Annotated in this window: 12 protein-coding genes and 1 tRNA gene; 8 read left to right on the forward strand and 5 right to left on the reverse strand. The window is 63.6% G+C overall.

All coding sequences use genetic code 11. From position 1 onward, the window contains the following. Positions 1–78 precede the first annotated feature (78 nt). Positions 79–507: a hypothetical protein gene (locus tag HCT51_RS00700; RefSeq protein WP_166876356.1), complete on the forward strand. Its 429-nt coding sequence runs from the start codon at positions 79–81 to the stop codon at positions 505–507. A 38-nt stretch (positions 508–545) separates the two neighbouring features. Here HCT51_RS00700 and HCT51_RS00705 read toward each other — a convergent pair whose 3' ends face one another. Next, positions 546–1,391, reverse strand: a complete 846-nt coding sequence (locus HCT51_RS00705; RefSeq protein ID WP_166876353.1) for a siderophore-interacting protein — start codon at positions 1,389–1,391, stop codon at positions 546–548. A 67-nt stretch (positions 1,392–1,458) separates the two neighbouring features. Here HCT51_RS00705 and HCT51_RS00710 point away from each other — a divergent pair, with 67 nt between their 5' ends. The 7 genes from HCT51_RS00710 to HCT51_RS00740 all read left to right on the forward strand — a co-directional run bounded on the left by HCT51_RS00710 (position 1,459) and on the right by HCT51_RS00740 (position 8,979). Continuing rightward, positions 1,459–2,511 carry an LLM class flavin-dependent oxidoreductase gene (locus HCT51_RS00710; RefSeq protein ID WP_166876350.1) on the forward strand — a complete coding sequence of 351 codons (1,053 nt, stop codon included), beginning with the start codon at positions 1,459–1,461 and terminating at the stop codon, positions 2,509–2,511. A 49-nt stretch (positions 2,512–2,560) separates the two neighbouring features. Then, positions 2,561–3,643 (forward strand): enoyl-CoA hydratase/isomerase family protein, encoded by a 1,083-nt coding sequence (locus tag HCT51_RS00715; protein ID WP_166876347.1) that lies wholly within the window; start codon positions 2,561–2,563, stop codon positions 3,641–3,643. Between the two features lie 70 nt (positions 3,644–3,713). Beyond that, positions 3,714–3,786: transfer RNA gene (locus HCT51_RS00720), tRNA-Arg, on the forward strand. A 102-nt stretch (positions 3,787–3,888) separates the two neighbouring features. Beyond that, positions 3,889–5,106: a WD40 repeat domain-containing protein gene (locus HCT51_RS00725; RefSeq protein WP_166876344.1), complete on the forward strand. Its 1,218-nt coding sequence runs from the start codon at positions 3,889–3,891 to the stop codon at positions 5,104–5,106. Between the two features lie 135 nt (positions 5,107–5,241). Beyond that, on the forward strand, positions 5,242–6,069 hold the full coding sequence (locus HCT51_RS00730; protein WP_224760603.1) for a pyruvate, water dikinase regulatory protein: 828 nt from the start codon (positions 5,242–5,244) through the stop codon (positions 6,067–6,069). A 47-nt stretch (positions 6,070–6,116) separates the two neighbouring features. Next, on the forward strand, positions 6,117–8,507 hold the full coding sequence (ppsA, locus tag HCT51_RS00735) for a phosphoenolpyruvate synthase (RefSeq protein WP_166876341.1): 2,391 nt from the start codon (positions 6,117–6,119) through the stop codon (positions 8,505–8,507). 31 nt (positions 8,508–8,538) lie between these two features. Next, a complete protein-coding gene (locus tag HCT51_RS00740; RefSeq protein WP_166876338.1) occupies positions 8,539–8,979 on the forward strand; it encodes a nitroreductase family deazaflavin-dependent oxidoreductase in 441 nt (146 codons plus the stop codon). A gap of 26 nt (positions 8,980–9,005) precedes the next feature. On the opposite strand, the gene HCT51_RS00745 is transcribed toward HCT51_RS00740, so the two are convergent. The 4 genes from HCT51_RS00745 to HCT51_RS00760 all read right to left on the reverse strand — a co-directional run bounded on the left by HCT51_RS00745 (position 9,006) and on the right by HCT51_RS00760 (position 14,814). Continuing rightward, positions 9,006–9,350, reverse strand: coding sequence for a hypothetical protein (locus tag HCT51_RS00745; RefSeq protein ID WP_166876335.1), 345 nt, complete (start codon positions 9,348–9,350; stop codon positions 9,006–9,008). A 466-nt stretch (positions 9,351–9,816) separates the two neighbouring features. After that, positions 9,817–11,409, reverse strand: a complete 1,593-nt coding sequence (locus tag HCT51_RS00750) for an SIR2 family protein (RefSeq protein ID WP_166876332.1) — start codon at positions 11,407–11,409, stop codon at positions 9,817–9,819. Next, positions 11,406–12,428, reverse strand: a complete 1,023-nt coding sequence (locus HCT51_RS00755) for a hypothetical protein (protein ID WP_166876329.1) — start codon at positions 12,426–12,428, stop codon at positions 11,406–11,408. Before HCT51_RS00755 ends, HCT51_RS00750 begins: the two co-directional genes overlap by 4 nt. Next, positions 12,409–14,814 (reverse strand): hypothetical protein, encoded by a 2,406-nt coding sequence (locus HCT51_RS00760; RefSeq protein ID WP_166876326.1) that lies wholly within the window; start codon positions 14,812–14,814, stop codon positions 12,409–12,411. The genes HCT51_RS00755 and HCT51_RS00760 overlap by 20 nt, the downstream gene beginning before the upstream one ends. Positions 14,815–14,917 lie beyond the last annotated feature (103 nt).

The raw sequence follows: 14,917 nt of genomic DNA on the forward strand, positions 1-14,917 counted from the left end.
GGATTGGGCCGGTCCGGGTTCGGTGGGGTCGCGAGCGCCGAACGCGGCACACGACCTCGGACATCGTGCCCGGCACGCTTGCGATCAGCGAACCTGCTAGGACCGGTCTTCGCGGCCGATGTCCTCGGACTGGACTTGGACTTGGGCTTTGTCGCCGAAGTTGAACGGGAACTCGGACTGGCCTTGGGCTTCGTAGCCGGCTTTCGGTTCGACTTGGGCTTCGTGGTCGGCTTCGGACTCGATTTGGGCCTCGTACTCGAGCTCGGACTCGACTTGGGCTTTGAGCTCGCCTTGGGCTTCGTGGTCGACTTCGAATCATTCGCCGTGGTCTTCGTCGACTTCGAACTCGGCTTTGCCTTAGTTGTCGACTTCGAACCGGCTTTGTTCTTCGGGCCCGACTTCCTGCTTGCCTTCGTTGCTGGTGCGGCCATGACACGCCTGCCTCTGCTGCTCCGTTGCGCGAGACCCTGCTCTGCCCCCGTCAGGGTTACAAGCCACGGTAGTTGACAGCCGCCGCGAACGACAGGGTGGATGTCGCCAGCGCTTTAGTTCTCCGGATCCTCCGGGTCGAGCGGCGCGTGGTGGTCGAGCGCGACGACGCCGCGCTTCCAGTAGCCGGAGATGTTCAACGCCGCGGGGTGGAGTCCGAGCTCGCGCCGCAGGTAGCGGCGCACCGGGATGAGCGAGGTCGCCTCCGCTCCCGCCCAGACGTAGGTGGCGACATCCGATTCTGAGATCATCCGCACCGCCGCCTCGAGTTCGTCGCTTCGCGGGGGCACCACGGTGATCGACACGTTGCCGCCGGCCGTTGTGAAGTAGGTGTCGGTCAGATCCGGGTCGGCTGCCAGGATGAGCCGCACATCCACCGCATCCGGCGTTGCGCGCAGCCACCGGGCAGCGGCCGGAAAGCCGGTCTCGTCGGCGACGAGCACGAGCCGGCTGATGCCGGTCGGCGGCAACTGCGACCCGCGCGGGCCGCCGATGATCAGCGTGCTGCCGGTGCCGGCCCGTGCCGCCCAGGCGCTCGCCGGCCCGTTGTCGCCGTGCAGCACGAAGTCGAGGTCGAGCTCCGGGGCATCCCCGGCCGTGCCGGGCCGGAACTCGGCGGGCGTGTAGTCGCGGGAGATCACCGGGGCGGCGCCCGGCACGGGGCGACCGAATTCGTCGCGCACCGGCAGCGTCACGGTGCCGGTCGCCGGATCCGGGAAGAACACCTTCACGTGGTCCTCTGGGCCCTGGCTCACGAAACCGTGCAGGTCGTCGCCGCTGAGCGTGATCCGGCGCAGCGTCGGTGCGATGTCGAGGGTGCGGGTCACAACAAGTGAGCGCATCGTGAGTGGATGCCGCACCCGTTCGCGCGCCGATACCCCGGCGGTGGATTCAGTGGTCACGGGTACAACTCCTTGGGTCGTATGCATGGTACCCGCACCGTCGGATGGCACTGGCAGGCTTGGGGATATGACATCCACGCCTCCCAGCATTCAGATCGGCGCATACAGCTTCGGCGACACGCAACGAAACCCCGATGGCAGCCTGCGCTCCAGCGCTGAGGCGATCCAAAACCTGCTCGATGCGATCGTGGTGGCCGACCAGGTGGGCCTGGACTACTTCGGCGTGGGCGAGCATCACACTCTCGAGATGCCAGCCTCATCGCCTGGCGCGATGATCGCGGCGGCCGCAGCCGCGACATCCCGAATCATCCTGGGCAGTTCGGTGAGTGTGATCAGCACGGATGACCCGGTGCGGGTGTTCCAGCAGTTCGCCACCGCCGACGCCGTCTCGGGCGGCCGCGTCGAGATCACCGCCGGGCGGGGTTCCTCCACCGAGTCCTTCCCGCTGTTCGGCTACGACCTGGCGAACTACGACCAGCTGTACGCCGAGAAGCTCGACCTGCTGCTCAGCATCAACGCCAACGAACGGGTGACCTGGTCCGGTTCGGTGCGTCCGGCACTCACCGATGCGGTGGTGGTGCCGCGTCCGGTCGCCGGGTCGCTGCCGATCTGGCTCGGAACCGGCGGCAGCGCGCCGTCCTCTGCACGCGCCGGACGGCTCGGGATGCCGGTGGCGTACGGGATCATCGGAGGGATGCCGGCCCGGTTCGCGCCGCTCGCCGAGCTGTACCGGCGATCCGCCGCGCAGGCCGGGCACACCGAGAACATCAAGGTGTCGGTCGCCGCGCTCGGCCTGGTCGCGCCGACCACGGCCGAGGCGAAGGAACGCTGGTACCCGGGATGGAGCGCCATGTTCGAGAGCCTCGGCAGGGTCCGCGGCTGGGCCGCCCCCACCCGCCAGCAATTCGACGCGCTCGCCGAGGCGCCCGGCGCGTACTACGTCGGCGGCCCCGACGACATCGCGGAACGCATCGTCGACCTGCACACACACCTCGGCCACATGCGGCACTTTCTGCAGATGGACATCGGCGGCCTGCCGCAGGAGCACTTCCTCGACTCGATCACCCTGCTCGCCACCGAGGTGAAGCCGCGGGTGGACCGGCTGCTCGCCCGCAAGTAGCTGCGCCCAAGGGCCTGGTACGCCAAGCTGACTGTCGGAGGTGCCATCAGTGAATCGGCCCGAACCCGCCGCAGCCGAGGTGCTCATCGACCGCCGGGGCAGGCTCGGCCACATCACGCTGAACCGGCCGCGCGCGATCAACGCGCTCACCGTGGGCATGGTGGCCGACATTCAGACGGCACTCGACGAGTGGGAGGCGGACCCGGCGATCCAGACCGTGCTGATCACCGGCGCCGGCGACCGTGGGCTGTGCGCGGGTGGCGACATCGTGTCGCTCTACCGCGACGCCCGGGACGGCGACGGCGCGGCATCCGCCCGGTTCTGGCGTGATGAGTACCGCCTGAACGCGCACATCGCGCGGTACCCGAAGCCCTACGTGGCGATCATGGACGGCACCGTGCTCGGCGGGGGAGTGGGCGTCTCCGCGCACGGCTCGCACCGCATCGTGACCGAGCGCACCGCGGTGGGCATGCCCGAGACCAGCATCGGATTCGTGCCGGATGTCGGCGGCGCCTGGTTGCTCACGCGCGCGCCCGGCGAGCTCGGCCTCTACCTGGCGCTCACCGCCCGCCCGGTCGGTGCCGGCGACGCGATCGCGCTCGGGCTGGCCGACTCCTGCGTGCCGTCGGAGCGGTTGCCCACCCTGATCGCCGCGCTGGAATCGACGCCCGCAGCCGAGGCGATCGCCGCGGTCGCCACCCCGGCGCCGCAGTCGCCGCTGCTCGCTGAGCGGCCGTGGATCGACGCCGCCTTCTCGGCGCACACCGTCACCGAGATCAGTGCCAGGTTGCGGGCGTCGCCGGAACCGGCCGCGCAGCAGGCGGCGGACGCGCTCGCCGAGAAGTCGCCGACCGCGCTCGCCGTCACCCTCGAGGCGCTGCGCCGCGCCCGGCAGGCCCACGCGCTCGAGGACGTGCTGCGCCAGGACTACCGGGTTTCGCTCCGGTCGCTCGCCGCCGCGGACTTCGCCGAGGGGGTGCGGGCGCAGGTGATCGACAAGGACCGCCGACCGCGCTGGCGCCCGGCGGAGCTGTCCAGTGTGACCGACGCGGATGTCGCCGCATACTTCGCCCCGCTCGGCGATGCCGAGCTGACCCTGACTGCGCGGCATCCGACCCCGCCCAACGTGTGAGGAGCGTCCCTCAGTTATTTCGGCGGACGTTCTCCTGTTATAGTCTTCGAGTTGGCTTTTACGCCGACATGCGCCCGTAGCTCAACGGATAGAGCATCTGACTACGGATCAGAAGGTTGGGGGTTCGAATCCCTCCGGGCGCACACTAACCCCGTAAACGCAACGTTTACGGGGTTTTTTTGTGCTCCAAAATGGCCCGTTCTGTATGGTGGCAAACACTGACATCAAAGGAGCAGAGGAGACTCGTGCCCATTGCCGCCTCCCACCAGCGCACGAGTCGACGCAGCTTGATTCCCGCATTCACCGTGGCTGTCGTCCTCATCGTCATTGTCTTCATTCAGGCGGCAGTGTCGTCCGTTCCGCGGTCGAGCGTCGCGGTGCCGGTGTTTCCTCGGCAGGTCGCCCCCTATTCGTGGTGGACGGCGATGCATTCCTCGTCGTCGGTCGACGTGGCGACCATGGTGTACCAGAACGGGGCGGGAGTCGAGTTTGGCGACGTCCCGCAAGCGGTTGTCCTCGGGGCCGATGGAACCGCCTATCGCCGGCTGGATGCGGCCGAGTCGCTCAAAATCTGGGAGGACCAGGGCGATCCTGCTGCGAGCGTCTTGTCTGCAGACGGCAAGTTCGTCGTGGTCGGCAAGGCGGCGCGCGGAGGCGGCGTCGACGTGACGAGGCTGCGCGACAACCACCGACAATCCATCCTCGTGGGCGACGGGCTCAGCACCATCCCGGTCAGCATCGGGGCCGACGGCAGGCTTGTGCTCATCCTCACCAGTGAGAGCAGCCTTTCGCCGCCGCATGACCTGAACTTTAGGTTGCACGGAGCTCTCTCACTCCTGGACTTGAAGACGGGCACGGTACGTAAGTACGCCGACCTCACCGATGTGAACGCGGCGGCGCTCTCTCCCGACGGCACCTCGATCGTCGCCGACACCGCGGCCGGCCTCGTCGTGGTGGATGCGGTCACGGGAAAGGTCACAGACACCCGCTTGTCGCCGGCAGGTGAGCTGGATGGCGACGCGTGGTCGCCCGACGGACGCCGCTTCGCGCTGCTGAGCGGGGAGATCCTGCGAATCGTCACCGTCACGGCTACTGAGTTTGTCGAGGAGAAGGTGACTCTGCCCGGTGTTGTGTCAGGGTCGGCGATCGGATGGCGCGATGCAAGCACGGTGCTCGTGCACACGCGGGCCGCGGGTGACTCGAACGAGTCGAAGTTCTCCTGGGTCGATGTGGAGTCGGGTGCACGGAAACCGTTCGCCTCGTACGCCCCGGACTTCACTGGCGCCTCCCTGATCGCCCCGGACGTCGCCCGGGACCTCTTGCCGCTCTGGCGGGTGGATGACCGGCAGGCTGACCGCGGGGCGCCGCCCGTGTTGCTGACGATTCCGCTCGCTGTGCTGCTCGGTCTCGTCGTTTGGGTTGCCACCCCGCGGCGGTGGAAACCGCGGAGGACTCGCGGTTAGTGCAATTCGCCTGACTCTTCTTCTTCGAGTAAATTCGGGCATTCCTTCGCGCAGTTTGCCCTGAATATTGCTGTCTTCTTTCCTTAACGTGGACTTATCGTTCCGAGGGAGGCAGACATCAACACCGCGACTGCTTTGTCGGATCCGAGCGCATCGCTGGTGCGTGCGGCCTATTTCGTCTCAGACAGCACGGGCATCACCGCCGAGACTCTGGGCAGCGCCCTGCTCGCGAACTTCCCCGGGGTGGTGTTCCAGCGCCACACGATTCCGTTCGTTGACACGCCGGCGGGCGCCCGCAACGTGGTCGGCGACATCCAGAAATCGGCGACCCAGGGGTCCGTGCCCCTCGTGTTCGCGACGGTGAAGTCCGCGGCGATTCTGCAGGAGTTCCAGACATCCGGCGCCGTGGTCATCGACCTTCTCGGCGGACACCTCCGCGAGCTCGAAGACGCGCTCGGAAGTACCGCATCGGAACAGCTCGGCCAATACCACGGCGTCGGCGACATGGAGCGGTACTTCGCCCGCATGCGAGCAGTCGAGTACGCGATCGAGCACGATGACGGCCAGAGCATGCGCGCGCTCGACATCGCTGACGTCATCATCATCGGCCCTTCGCGATGCGGCAAGACGCCGACAACGATGTACCTGGCGCTGCAGTACGGACTCCTTGTCGCGAACTACCCGTTGACGGACGATGACTTCCCCTCCGACGGGCTGCCTGCGCCGGTCGCGCAATACGTCGACAAGTGCTTCGGATTGACGACGACTCCGCTGCGGTTGAGCCAGGTGCGACACGAGCGCCGACCCAGTTCCACCTACTCCAGCCTTGCCCAGTGCACGCTCGAGCTTCGTCGCGCTGAAGATCTGTACCGCCGCAACCGCGTCCCGTTCCTGAATTCATCCACAAAGTCGGTCGAGGAGATGTCGGCCGTCATCATGCAATCACTGCGTCTTCGCAGCTGATCGACCACTCACGCCTTGCGCACCGCACCAATAGATCAGGAGATCTCATGACCAACATTCTCTGGTTCACAGAAATCGGTATGGCTGACGTGGCTCAGGTGGGTGGCAAGAACGCCTCCCTCGGCGAGATGGTCTCCAATCTTTCGGATGCCGGGGTGAGCGTTCCGGGCGGGTACGCGACGACCGCGGACGCGTACCGAGAGTTCCTCGCCGTGGACGGACTGTACGACCGCATCCGAACGACGGTGGAGGCGCTGGATGTCGCGGACGTTGCCGAGCTCGCTCGCGTGGGCGCGACCGTGCGGGGGTGGATCGAGCAGCAGCCGCTCCCGGCACAGTTCGAGGCCGACATCCGCGCTGCCTACAAGACCCTGGTCGACAACGATCCGCAGCCGGAGTCTGTCTCGTGGGCCGTGCGATCCAGCGCGACCGCGGAGGACCTTCCGGATGCCTCGTTCGCAGGACAGCAGGAGACGTTCCTCAATATCAGCGGAATCGAGAACATCCTCGCGGCGGTGCGCAGCGTGTTCGCCTCGCTCTACAACGACCGCGCGATCGCCTACCGGGTGCACCACGGCTTCGACCACCATGACGTGGCGCTGTCTGCGGGAATCCAACGGATGGTGCGGTCCGACGTCGGGGCTTCCGGCGTGCTGTTCACCGTCGACACCGAGTCCGGATTCGACCGGGCGGTGTTCATCACCAGCTCGTACGGGCTCGGTGAAGCGGTCGTGCAAGGCGCAGTGAATCCCGACGAGTTCTACGCCTACAAGCCGGCTTTGCGTGAGGGGCGGCCCGCGATCCTGAAGAGGTCGATCGGGGAGAAAGCCGTGAAAATGGTCTACGCCGATGAAACGCATGCCGGCGGCAGCACGGTCTTCACCGACGTGCCACTCGCGGATCGCGCGCAGTTCAGCATCGCCGACGCCGACGTGGAAGAGCTCGGTCGGCAGGCGCTGATCATCGAGGATCACTACGGCCGGCCCATGGACATTGAATGGGGCAAGGACGGGATCGACGGACGCCTCTACATCCTGCAGGCGCGCCCGGAGACCGTCGTCTCCCGCACCGACGGCAACGAGACCCGTCGATTCGTACTCGAGGACGTGAGCACGGTAATCACCACCGGCCGTGCGATCGGGCAGAAAATCGGCGCCGGCCCGGTGCGAGTGATGACATCGCTCGCGCAGATGGACACATTCCAGCCGGGCGACGTGCTGGTGGCCGACATGACCGACCCGGATTGGGAACCGATCATGAAGCTGGCATCCGCGATCGTCACGAACCGCGGGGGTCGCACCTGCCACGCCGCGATCATCGCGCGGGAACTCGGCATCCCCGCCGTCGTCGGCACTGGTGATGCGACGATCGTGCTGCAGGACGGCCGTGACGTCACCGTGTCCTGCGCGGATGGCGACACCGGCTTCGTGTACGAGGGCATCCTCGGCTTCGAAGAGGTCATCACCCGCCTCGATGAGATGCCCGAAAGCCCCACGAAGATCATGCTCAACGTGGGAACCCCCGACCAGGCATTCGCGTTCTCGAAGCTTCCCAACCGGGGCGTCGGTCTCGCCCGCCTCGAGTTCATCATCAACCGGCAGATCGGCATTCACCCCCGAGCACTGCTGGACTTCGAGACGCTGCCCACCGACCTGCATGATGAGATCGCGGAGCGTATCACCGCCTACCCGTCACCGCGCGACTACTTCGTGCAGCGCGTCGCCGAGGGCGTGTCGATGATCGCCGCGGCCTTCGCACCGGAGCCGGTGATCGTGCGGCTCTCGGACTTCAAGTCCAACGAGTACGCCAACCTCATCGGCGGCGAGACGTACGAACCCGACGAGGAGAACCCGATGCTCGGGTACCGCGGGGCGTCTCGGTACATCTCAGAGGACTTCCGGGAGTGCTTCGATATGGAGTGCGAGGCTCTGAAATTCGTGCGGGATGAGATGGGACTCACCAACGTCGAGATCATGGTGCCGTTCGTTCGAACCGTCGGCGAAGCGCGCGCGGTCATCGAGCTACTCGGCGAGAACGGACTCCATCGCGGCGAGAACGGGTTGCGCGTCATCATGATGTGCGAGCTGCCCTCCAATGCCGTCCTCGCGGACGAGTTCCTCGAGTACTTCGACGGCTTCTCGATCGGCTCCAACGACATGACCCAGCTCACCCTCGGGCTCGATCGCGACTCGGGCCTGGTCGCCGCAACCTTCGACGAACGCGACCCCGCAGTGCTCCGCATGCTGTCGATGGCCATCGAAGCGTGCCTTCGCGCCGGCAAGTACGTCGGAATCTGCGGACAGGGGCCCAGCGACCACCCAGACCTCGCCGAATGGCTCGTGGAGCAGGGGATCGAGTCCATGTCGCTGAACCCCGACACCGTCGTGGAAACCTGGCTGAGGCTCGCCGAACGAAGCGTGGCCCTCGCAAAGTCGTGAGAGAGTGGGGCGCTGAAACGAAGGATCCCGTATGCCGCTGTCTGGCGAATATGGCCCGGGCACGTCGAAGTGGGCCCGCGAGCAGGCCGAGCTGATCGAGTCATCCGGCGGCACCAGAGGACTGACGCTGGGTGGTCGCCCGGTGGTGCTGCTGACGACTCTCGGCGCGATCAGCGGCAAACTGCGCAAGACGGTGCTGATGCGGGTGGAGCACGACGGCCAGTACGCCGTCGTCGGGTCGAAGGGTGGGGGAGCGAAGCATCCGAAGTGGGTGTTCAATGTGCGCGCGAATCCGCTGGTCGAACTGCAGGACGGCCGCATCAGGCGCGACTACACCGCTCACGAGACTGAGGGCGAGGAGCGCGACCTGTGGTGGCAGCGCGCGGTTGAGGCGTTTCCGACGTATGCGAGCTACCAGCTGAAGACGAAACGGCTGATCCCGGTGTTCGTGCTCATGCCGGTCGAGGGCTGACCCGAGCCTGGCCAATCGGCCCTTCCTCATTTCTCCTTCCGTCCCCACGGGTTCGGCGCGAAGCCGTTCGGCCCGTGGGACGCGATGAACACCCGATGGGCGGCCTCGCACGCGGCACGGAGCGTGCGGTAGTACCCGATTAGCTGGCGGTCTTCCGCTGCCGGCGCCCAGGTCACCGCCCGGTATCCCGCCTCATCGCCGATGCGGATGAGCTTGACGATGGCGTATGGACCGTGGCCGTCGCCGACCATCTGCCACTGGCCGGGCTCGGTCTCGACGGCGGCCAGGATGGGATGCCAGTTCGGCGTGGGGTTCTTCGCGGCTCGAGCGCGCGCGTCGACGGCATCCTGCCGACTGTGTTGCATGGCCATTGGTGCTCCTGCGGTGCTGGAGCAGCCCGGCCGCTGCACTGCAATTCTACGAGCGCGCAGTGCTTCATCCTCCGAGGCAACCCGAAGTCCCGGAGGATGAAGCCAGCGCACCGCGGTCCAGGGGGAGAGGTCCTACCCAGACAGCTCTCGAACGCGCGGTGCCGTCATCACTATCGGCTGGCTTCCGTGAACCGTAAGGGACGGAGCGAACTGCTCAGCCAGCTGCCGCCGCTACAGTGGACAAGATTCTGAACGAAGGATGCCTCCATGCCGCTGTCCGGCGAATACGCCCCCAGTAGAGGAGCATCGTGAAGTCGCGAATAACAGCCGACATCTCGAACGTATGCAGTGACCAACGAACCGCAGGAAGTGTCGGCTTCGAGCCGACAGGATGAGGCCTCGACCCGAGGGCTCGCAGCTAGCGAGTGACACTCACGTTGACGGTATGCAGAATTCGGTCGCAGCGTCAGTTCCAGTAGCCTGCCAACGATTCCAAGAACGCATCGGCCGTCTCCGTAATGAGATGGTCTTGGATGTCAGAGAAGCCCGGCCGAACGGCCCACACCTGATGACGTGTGTGGGCGATTTCCTGAACAGTCTCGATGAGATGAGGCATGACCCAAAATTCCTGCGTGGACTGCATAAACCCGGGTGACTTGAAATGTGGAAGCAGGTCAAGGTCTCTCATGCTCGCGCCTATATAGACCCACGGGCGAGGCGACGTTGTGCCAACAAGGCCCTGCAAGAGTTGTAGCTTTCCACCGCTAACTGACTGGCCGGTGACATCGTCCGTGACAACGCAGGTGTCAAAATCCTCGATTGAGCCGTGCAGCTTGAAAACAGGGACGCTTGTCTCCGCACCAGCTAGATAGCTGTCGAGGTAAGAGAGCGCATTCTCGAAGTCGGTGTCTGACGCAAATACCTTAGTGCGTGCCTCTTGCCCATGCTCGATTAGGCGATCGAGATTCACGGTGATCAGGATGAGCTTTCTGTCTGATTCGAGAAGCTGATGGAGGAACTGGACAGCCGGCCCCGGACTGGCGAGTACGTCAGCTTCGAGCACGCGAAGCTCTTTGAGGGTAGGCATGCTCGGATACCTCTGCTTTTCCACGCGCAGTACCCGCTCGAAAGACAGCATTCGAGAAAACTCTGCGACGTCTTGTTGGGCTTCGTTTCCGGTCAGGCTACCCGCGATAAGTTCATGGAAACGTCTCGCGAGTTCGATGCTTGACGTCTCGTCGGGCACGACTGACGGCCCCCCCAGAAGCCGGCGGATTGCACTGTCGCGCAAGCTGTTTCCCATCGGAACACGCGACGATGCGGAGAACCCTGCGCCCAAAAACAAGACAAGAGGCGATGTGGATGCCGCGAGTTCGGCAACGCGGCTTGGAAGCGAAGACGCGGGGTGTCGTGCTAGGAGTTCGCCACCGAGATACGCAAAGTCAAAACCGAAGCCGTGCTTGCAGTGCAGCATCACATCGACTGCGTCGGCATCAGCCTCCACCACGACGAAGGCGGTTCGGAGCGACGACGTTGGCATCTCTCGCAGTTGTCCGGACGCGAGCAACCAGGCGGACCGCCGCAGCAGTCGATCCATCCCTGACTCCTTGTACCCCACGACGCTCAAGCTTGATTCCAGCATGCCCGGGGAAAGCACTGCTCGTGCGAGCTTTAGTAAGCGCTGCTCGCCGACGCTGGCCGAGGTTGGCGATGCAATCTCACTAAACGTCACGTGAAGGGTAGGTGTTGCAGTGGCATCGACAGTCAGAGTCCTCGGATTCCGCGTGCGCACGATCGAGAGGGCGGACTCGAGTCGCGCGATCACCTCGGAATTGGGCGATGGATGTTCCAGCGGCGTTGCGAGGGATACCTCGTCCGAATCGGCGAGATAAGCGTCGCCGTCGAAGGCTCGCGTCAACGCGCCTAGTGCGTCCATCACACGCGGATAGCCCGAGCTATCTGTTAGCACCATTACAACATCGATGCCATCGGCTGATCGGTGAATGTCAATACGGTTAGCGAGCGTTTGAGTGAGCTGAAATAGTGGAGAAAGTCTCACTCGCGGTCCTCGCGGTTGGCGAGAGCAGATGAATATGCCCTCACGAGCCTGTTGCGAATTGCCGCGGTTGTTGAAGGATTCTCGTGTAAAAGACCGTAACGCGCCATGTCGCCCTCTTGCCTTCGGAACTGTTCGACCAGTCCGTCGAATGCAACAGCGAGTTCTTCCACGGTCGGTCGTTTGCGGTGTCCCCGTGCGAGATCGCGGGCAATCAGTTCGATCGCCGCAGTCGTACCTTCGGGATGCACGTAAATTGAAGAAGGCGAGTCTCTACTTGCCTTCGTCGTCACGAACGAATCACCGAGTCGACGTGACACCTCGCCGATAGACCAGCCACTAATCAGGCGCGCGCCACCGGTTTTTGGCGAGCTAGTCGGGACGAGAGCGGCTGCGAACCTCTCTACTGGTGCGAAGAAGGTGAGGTCTATGAGATTGCGCAATTTCTGATGCGAAGCGCCGTAGCGCTGCACCGCGTTCTCTGGCGACGTGTTGTTGTTTACCAGCATCGCCAGGAGGACGCCTGCTGCACGCACTTGCAACGGCTTGTCTTCTCCGTTCAGCAGTGACACAACGCCAACAATTCGGTGCCGTGACCACTCACGGTAGAGATCGTAAAGGCAGGAAGCAGCATTCAAGGCATGCGCGGTTGTCAGAACATCGAAGTCGTTCCGTGGGTCGTCGAGTGCGGCGCCAAGCGCATGCATTGCGGCAACACCTTCAGGAGTGAGCAGGCTGGTCTCGCTGTCGACTGCAAGGAACCAGTCGTCGGCAATGCTGGCGGGGACGGTCACAGGAGACAGTAGAGCCAGCGCGCTACGGAGGCGATGGCCCTGCGAGATCGGATTGAAGAAAGCGCCGGTCGACTTTAGATCGGCGCGAAGGCCCTCAGAAGTGCCGTACTGCTGGTGAAAAGCTGACAGGAGAAGCAAATGGAGCTGTTCAGCCTCCCCCCGGCGTATGACACTGTGCAACCCAAGACTGAGCCCTGCCGCCGCTCCATCAGTAGATTTGTTTGACATGGTAGCCAGCCGTTTCTATCTGGTCTGCGATCGCCGAGAGGGCTTTCCGTTCGGATGGCAACGCGGACAGGGCACTGGCCTCATAATCCTGTGCCACGGGCAGTATGAGCAGATAATGGTCAAGCGGATTACTGGCTGAGCGGACCTGCAAGTCGGTGTAGAGACTGTCTCGGATGTCTTCAGCCATGAACGCCCCGAACTCGTCGAGACATACGAGGCGATTCAGGGGTTTAGCTGGTCGAGAGTCAATGAGCCCAAGCCGCGCCCTCGTATAGGCGAACGCCTGCTGGCCGCTGCTAAACGCCTCCAGGGGGCGCGAGTCGCTTTCACCCGACTGTCTAGTCCAATTGAGCGACGCCGCGATGAGATCAACATGAACATCGGTAGCCCCCGTGCCCATCAGTAGCTCGCTAACTTCCGCTTGGGAAAAGTAGATCGAAAACTGCTGTTCGAGCCAAACAACAACCTCTTTGTGGTAACGAGGTGTTGATTCATCGGCGGTGCCTCGAATCACGCGTGCGACGTATCTCAACGCTTCCTCGAGAGTGATTGCTGTGATGCGCGCTGTGTTGAGAAGGTCTAGGGCTTTTGTGACCCGATGATCCAGATCAGTTTGCCGAGCGAGTATCGTCTCTCTGTCGTCGTTCTGCCTGGCCAGAAGGGCGCTCAATCCATCGCGGAGCCACGCATATTCGGGAGAGTTCAAGAGGCTGTCGCGCGAAGCGAGGAGATCCTCCTGATGCTGATTGAAGAGCGCCCGCGCGTCTTCCAAGTCGCGGATGATGTGAGTCTGGCGGCGCTCGCGGTCCGCAAGTTCTTGCTGCAGGCGTTTGGCCTCCGCGACAAGGTCGTCTTCCGCCGACAGCCCGAGTTCCTTACGCCGCGTTTGGAGCTCCGTGTTTAGCCATTCTGCATTTCGGCCGCCGCCCAGAAGGCCGTGCTGGCGGAGAAGTTTTGCGTGTTCGCCCGCTAAGCGGATGATCTCCGAATCTGCGAAATCCCTCTCCCCACGCAGTTCCTCGAGCTTTTGCGAGGCTTCGAGATTGGGCGACTTTGCCAACTCTGCCAGCCGGGTCTTCGCCGATTCAGTTAGCCTGTTGAGCCGTTCTACCTCGTCAATCAGCTCCGGAAGACCTTCAAGACTGGCTAGGCGGCGTGCCTCATGCTGACGCTGTTGGGCTAGATCGCGAGCATCCTTAGATTCGAGCTCAGATCGCATCTCTGATCTTCGACGATCTATGTCGTCCCGCAACTGCGCGACTTCGGGGCGAAGCGAGTCGGCACGGCGCAGAATGCTTTCATGTCCCATGCCAGCGTTGATGGCATTGTCAAGTTCCGTAGTAACGCGCTCCGACAAAGCGAGCAGGTTCGGTGAAGCGCTGAGCTCATCGATGCGCACGCCGAGCACACGAATCGTTTCGCGAGACTTCTCCGCCGCGGATAAGACGTTCTGAGCGTTCGGGTCAACATTTAGCTCTGTGACCGCCTCAGTGAGCCTCACGGTCGCGGACTTTAGGTTCCCGTGATTTCGTTTATAGGTTTTTTCCGCGTTCAGGAGCTGGGTACTGATGTCCGCTCCGAGCGATGCCGCAACGGCCATTTTCTCGAGTGCATCGTCGAGTCTTTCTCGCTGTGCTTGTGCCCGCTGAAGCGCCTCGGAGGCTTCGTGCGTTCTGCGGGCGAGATTCGGACCTTCGCTCTCAACCTCGCGAACCTGGTCGAAGATCTCGATGGTTTCATCAATCTTGTCGATATGAGTTCTGGCGGACTCGATCTGCTCGGAGGCGCGTTTGGCCGCTCCTTCGGCGAGATCGAGTCGTCTTTGATCCTCACTAACAACCCCCGCATTCACGACGGAAAGTTCGTCCTTCACCGTTTGAAGAAGAGTTGACGCGTGGATCCCAGGAGAGGTGTCGCTTGGGCCGAAGGCGCTTCTGGACATCGCGACGCCGTCTGCATACTGATCGATTTGCGACGCGAGTGTCTCGAGTACGCCCACATCTCCCGCTAGACGGTAAACCGTAAACAACTCCGTCACCTCCTGCAGAGTGACCTTGTGCCCGTCGATCTCGATCGACTCGAACCAGTGGTCTGCCACAGGAGGCAGCAAGTCCTGCCATTTGTGAGTATCGAATCTCCACGCGATGCTCTTGTCGTCGCTCAGCCCGTCTACTCGAACCGTCACTGGGCCCAAACTGTCTTTGAGGCTCTGCCAGGCCCGCTCGGAATCGCGATACGGCATGGTTCCGGTGCAGAGCATAAGAATGCGAACCGCGGTGCTCTTGCCGACGCCGTTATAGCCCTCCAGCCGGCTGACACTGTTCACCTCGATCAGAGGCAATGCCGCCAACGTGGCCTTGTCGGAAAGCGAAATACTAATCTTCATCGGTTTCCCCTGTTTCGGAGTCGGGAACGACCGGGAATCGCCCTGACGAGTCGGCCAGGAGTCGCCGGGCCAGCTCCTCACCGGTCAGACGCTCCGACATTAC

Source organism: Salinibacterium sp. ZJ450, from assembly GCF_011751885.2.
GTDB lineage: Bacteria > Actinomycetota > Actinomycetes > Actinomycetales > Microbacteriaceae > Ruicaihuangia.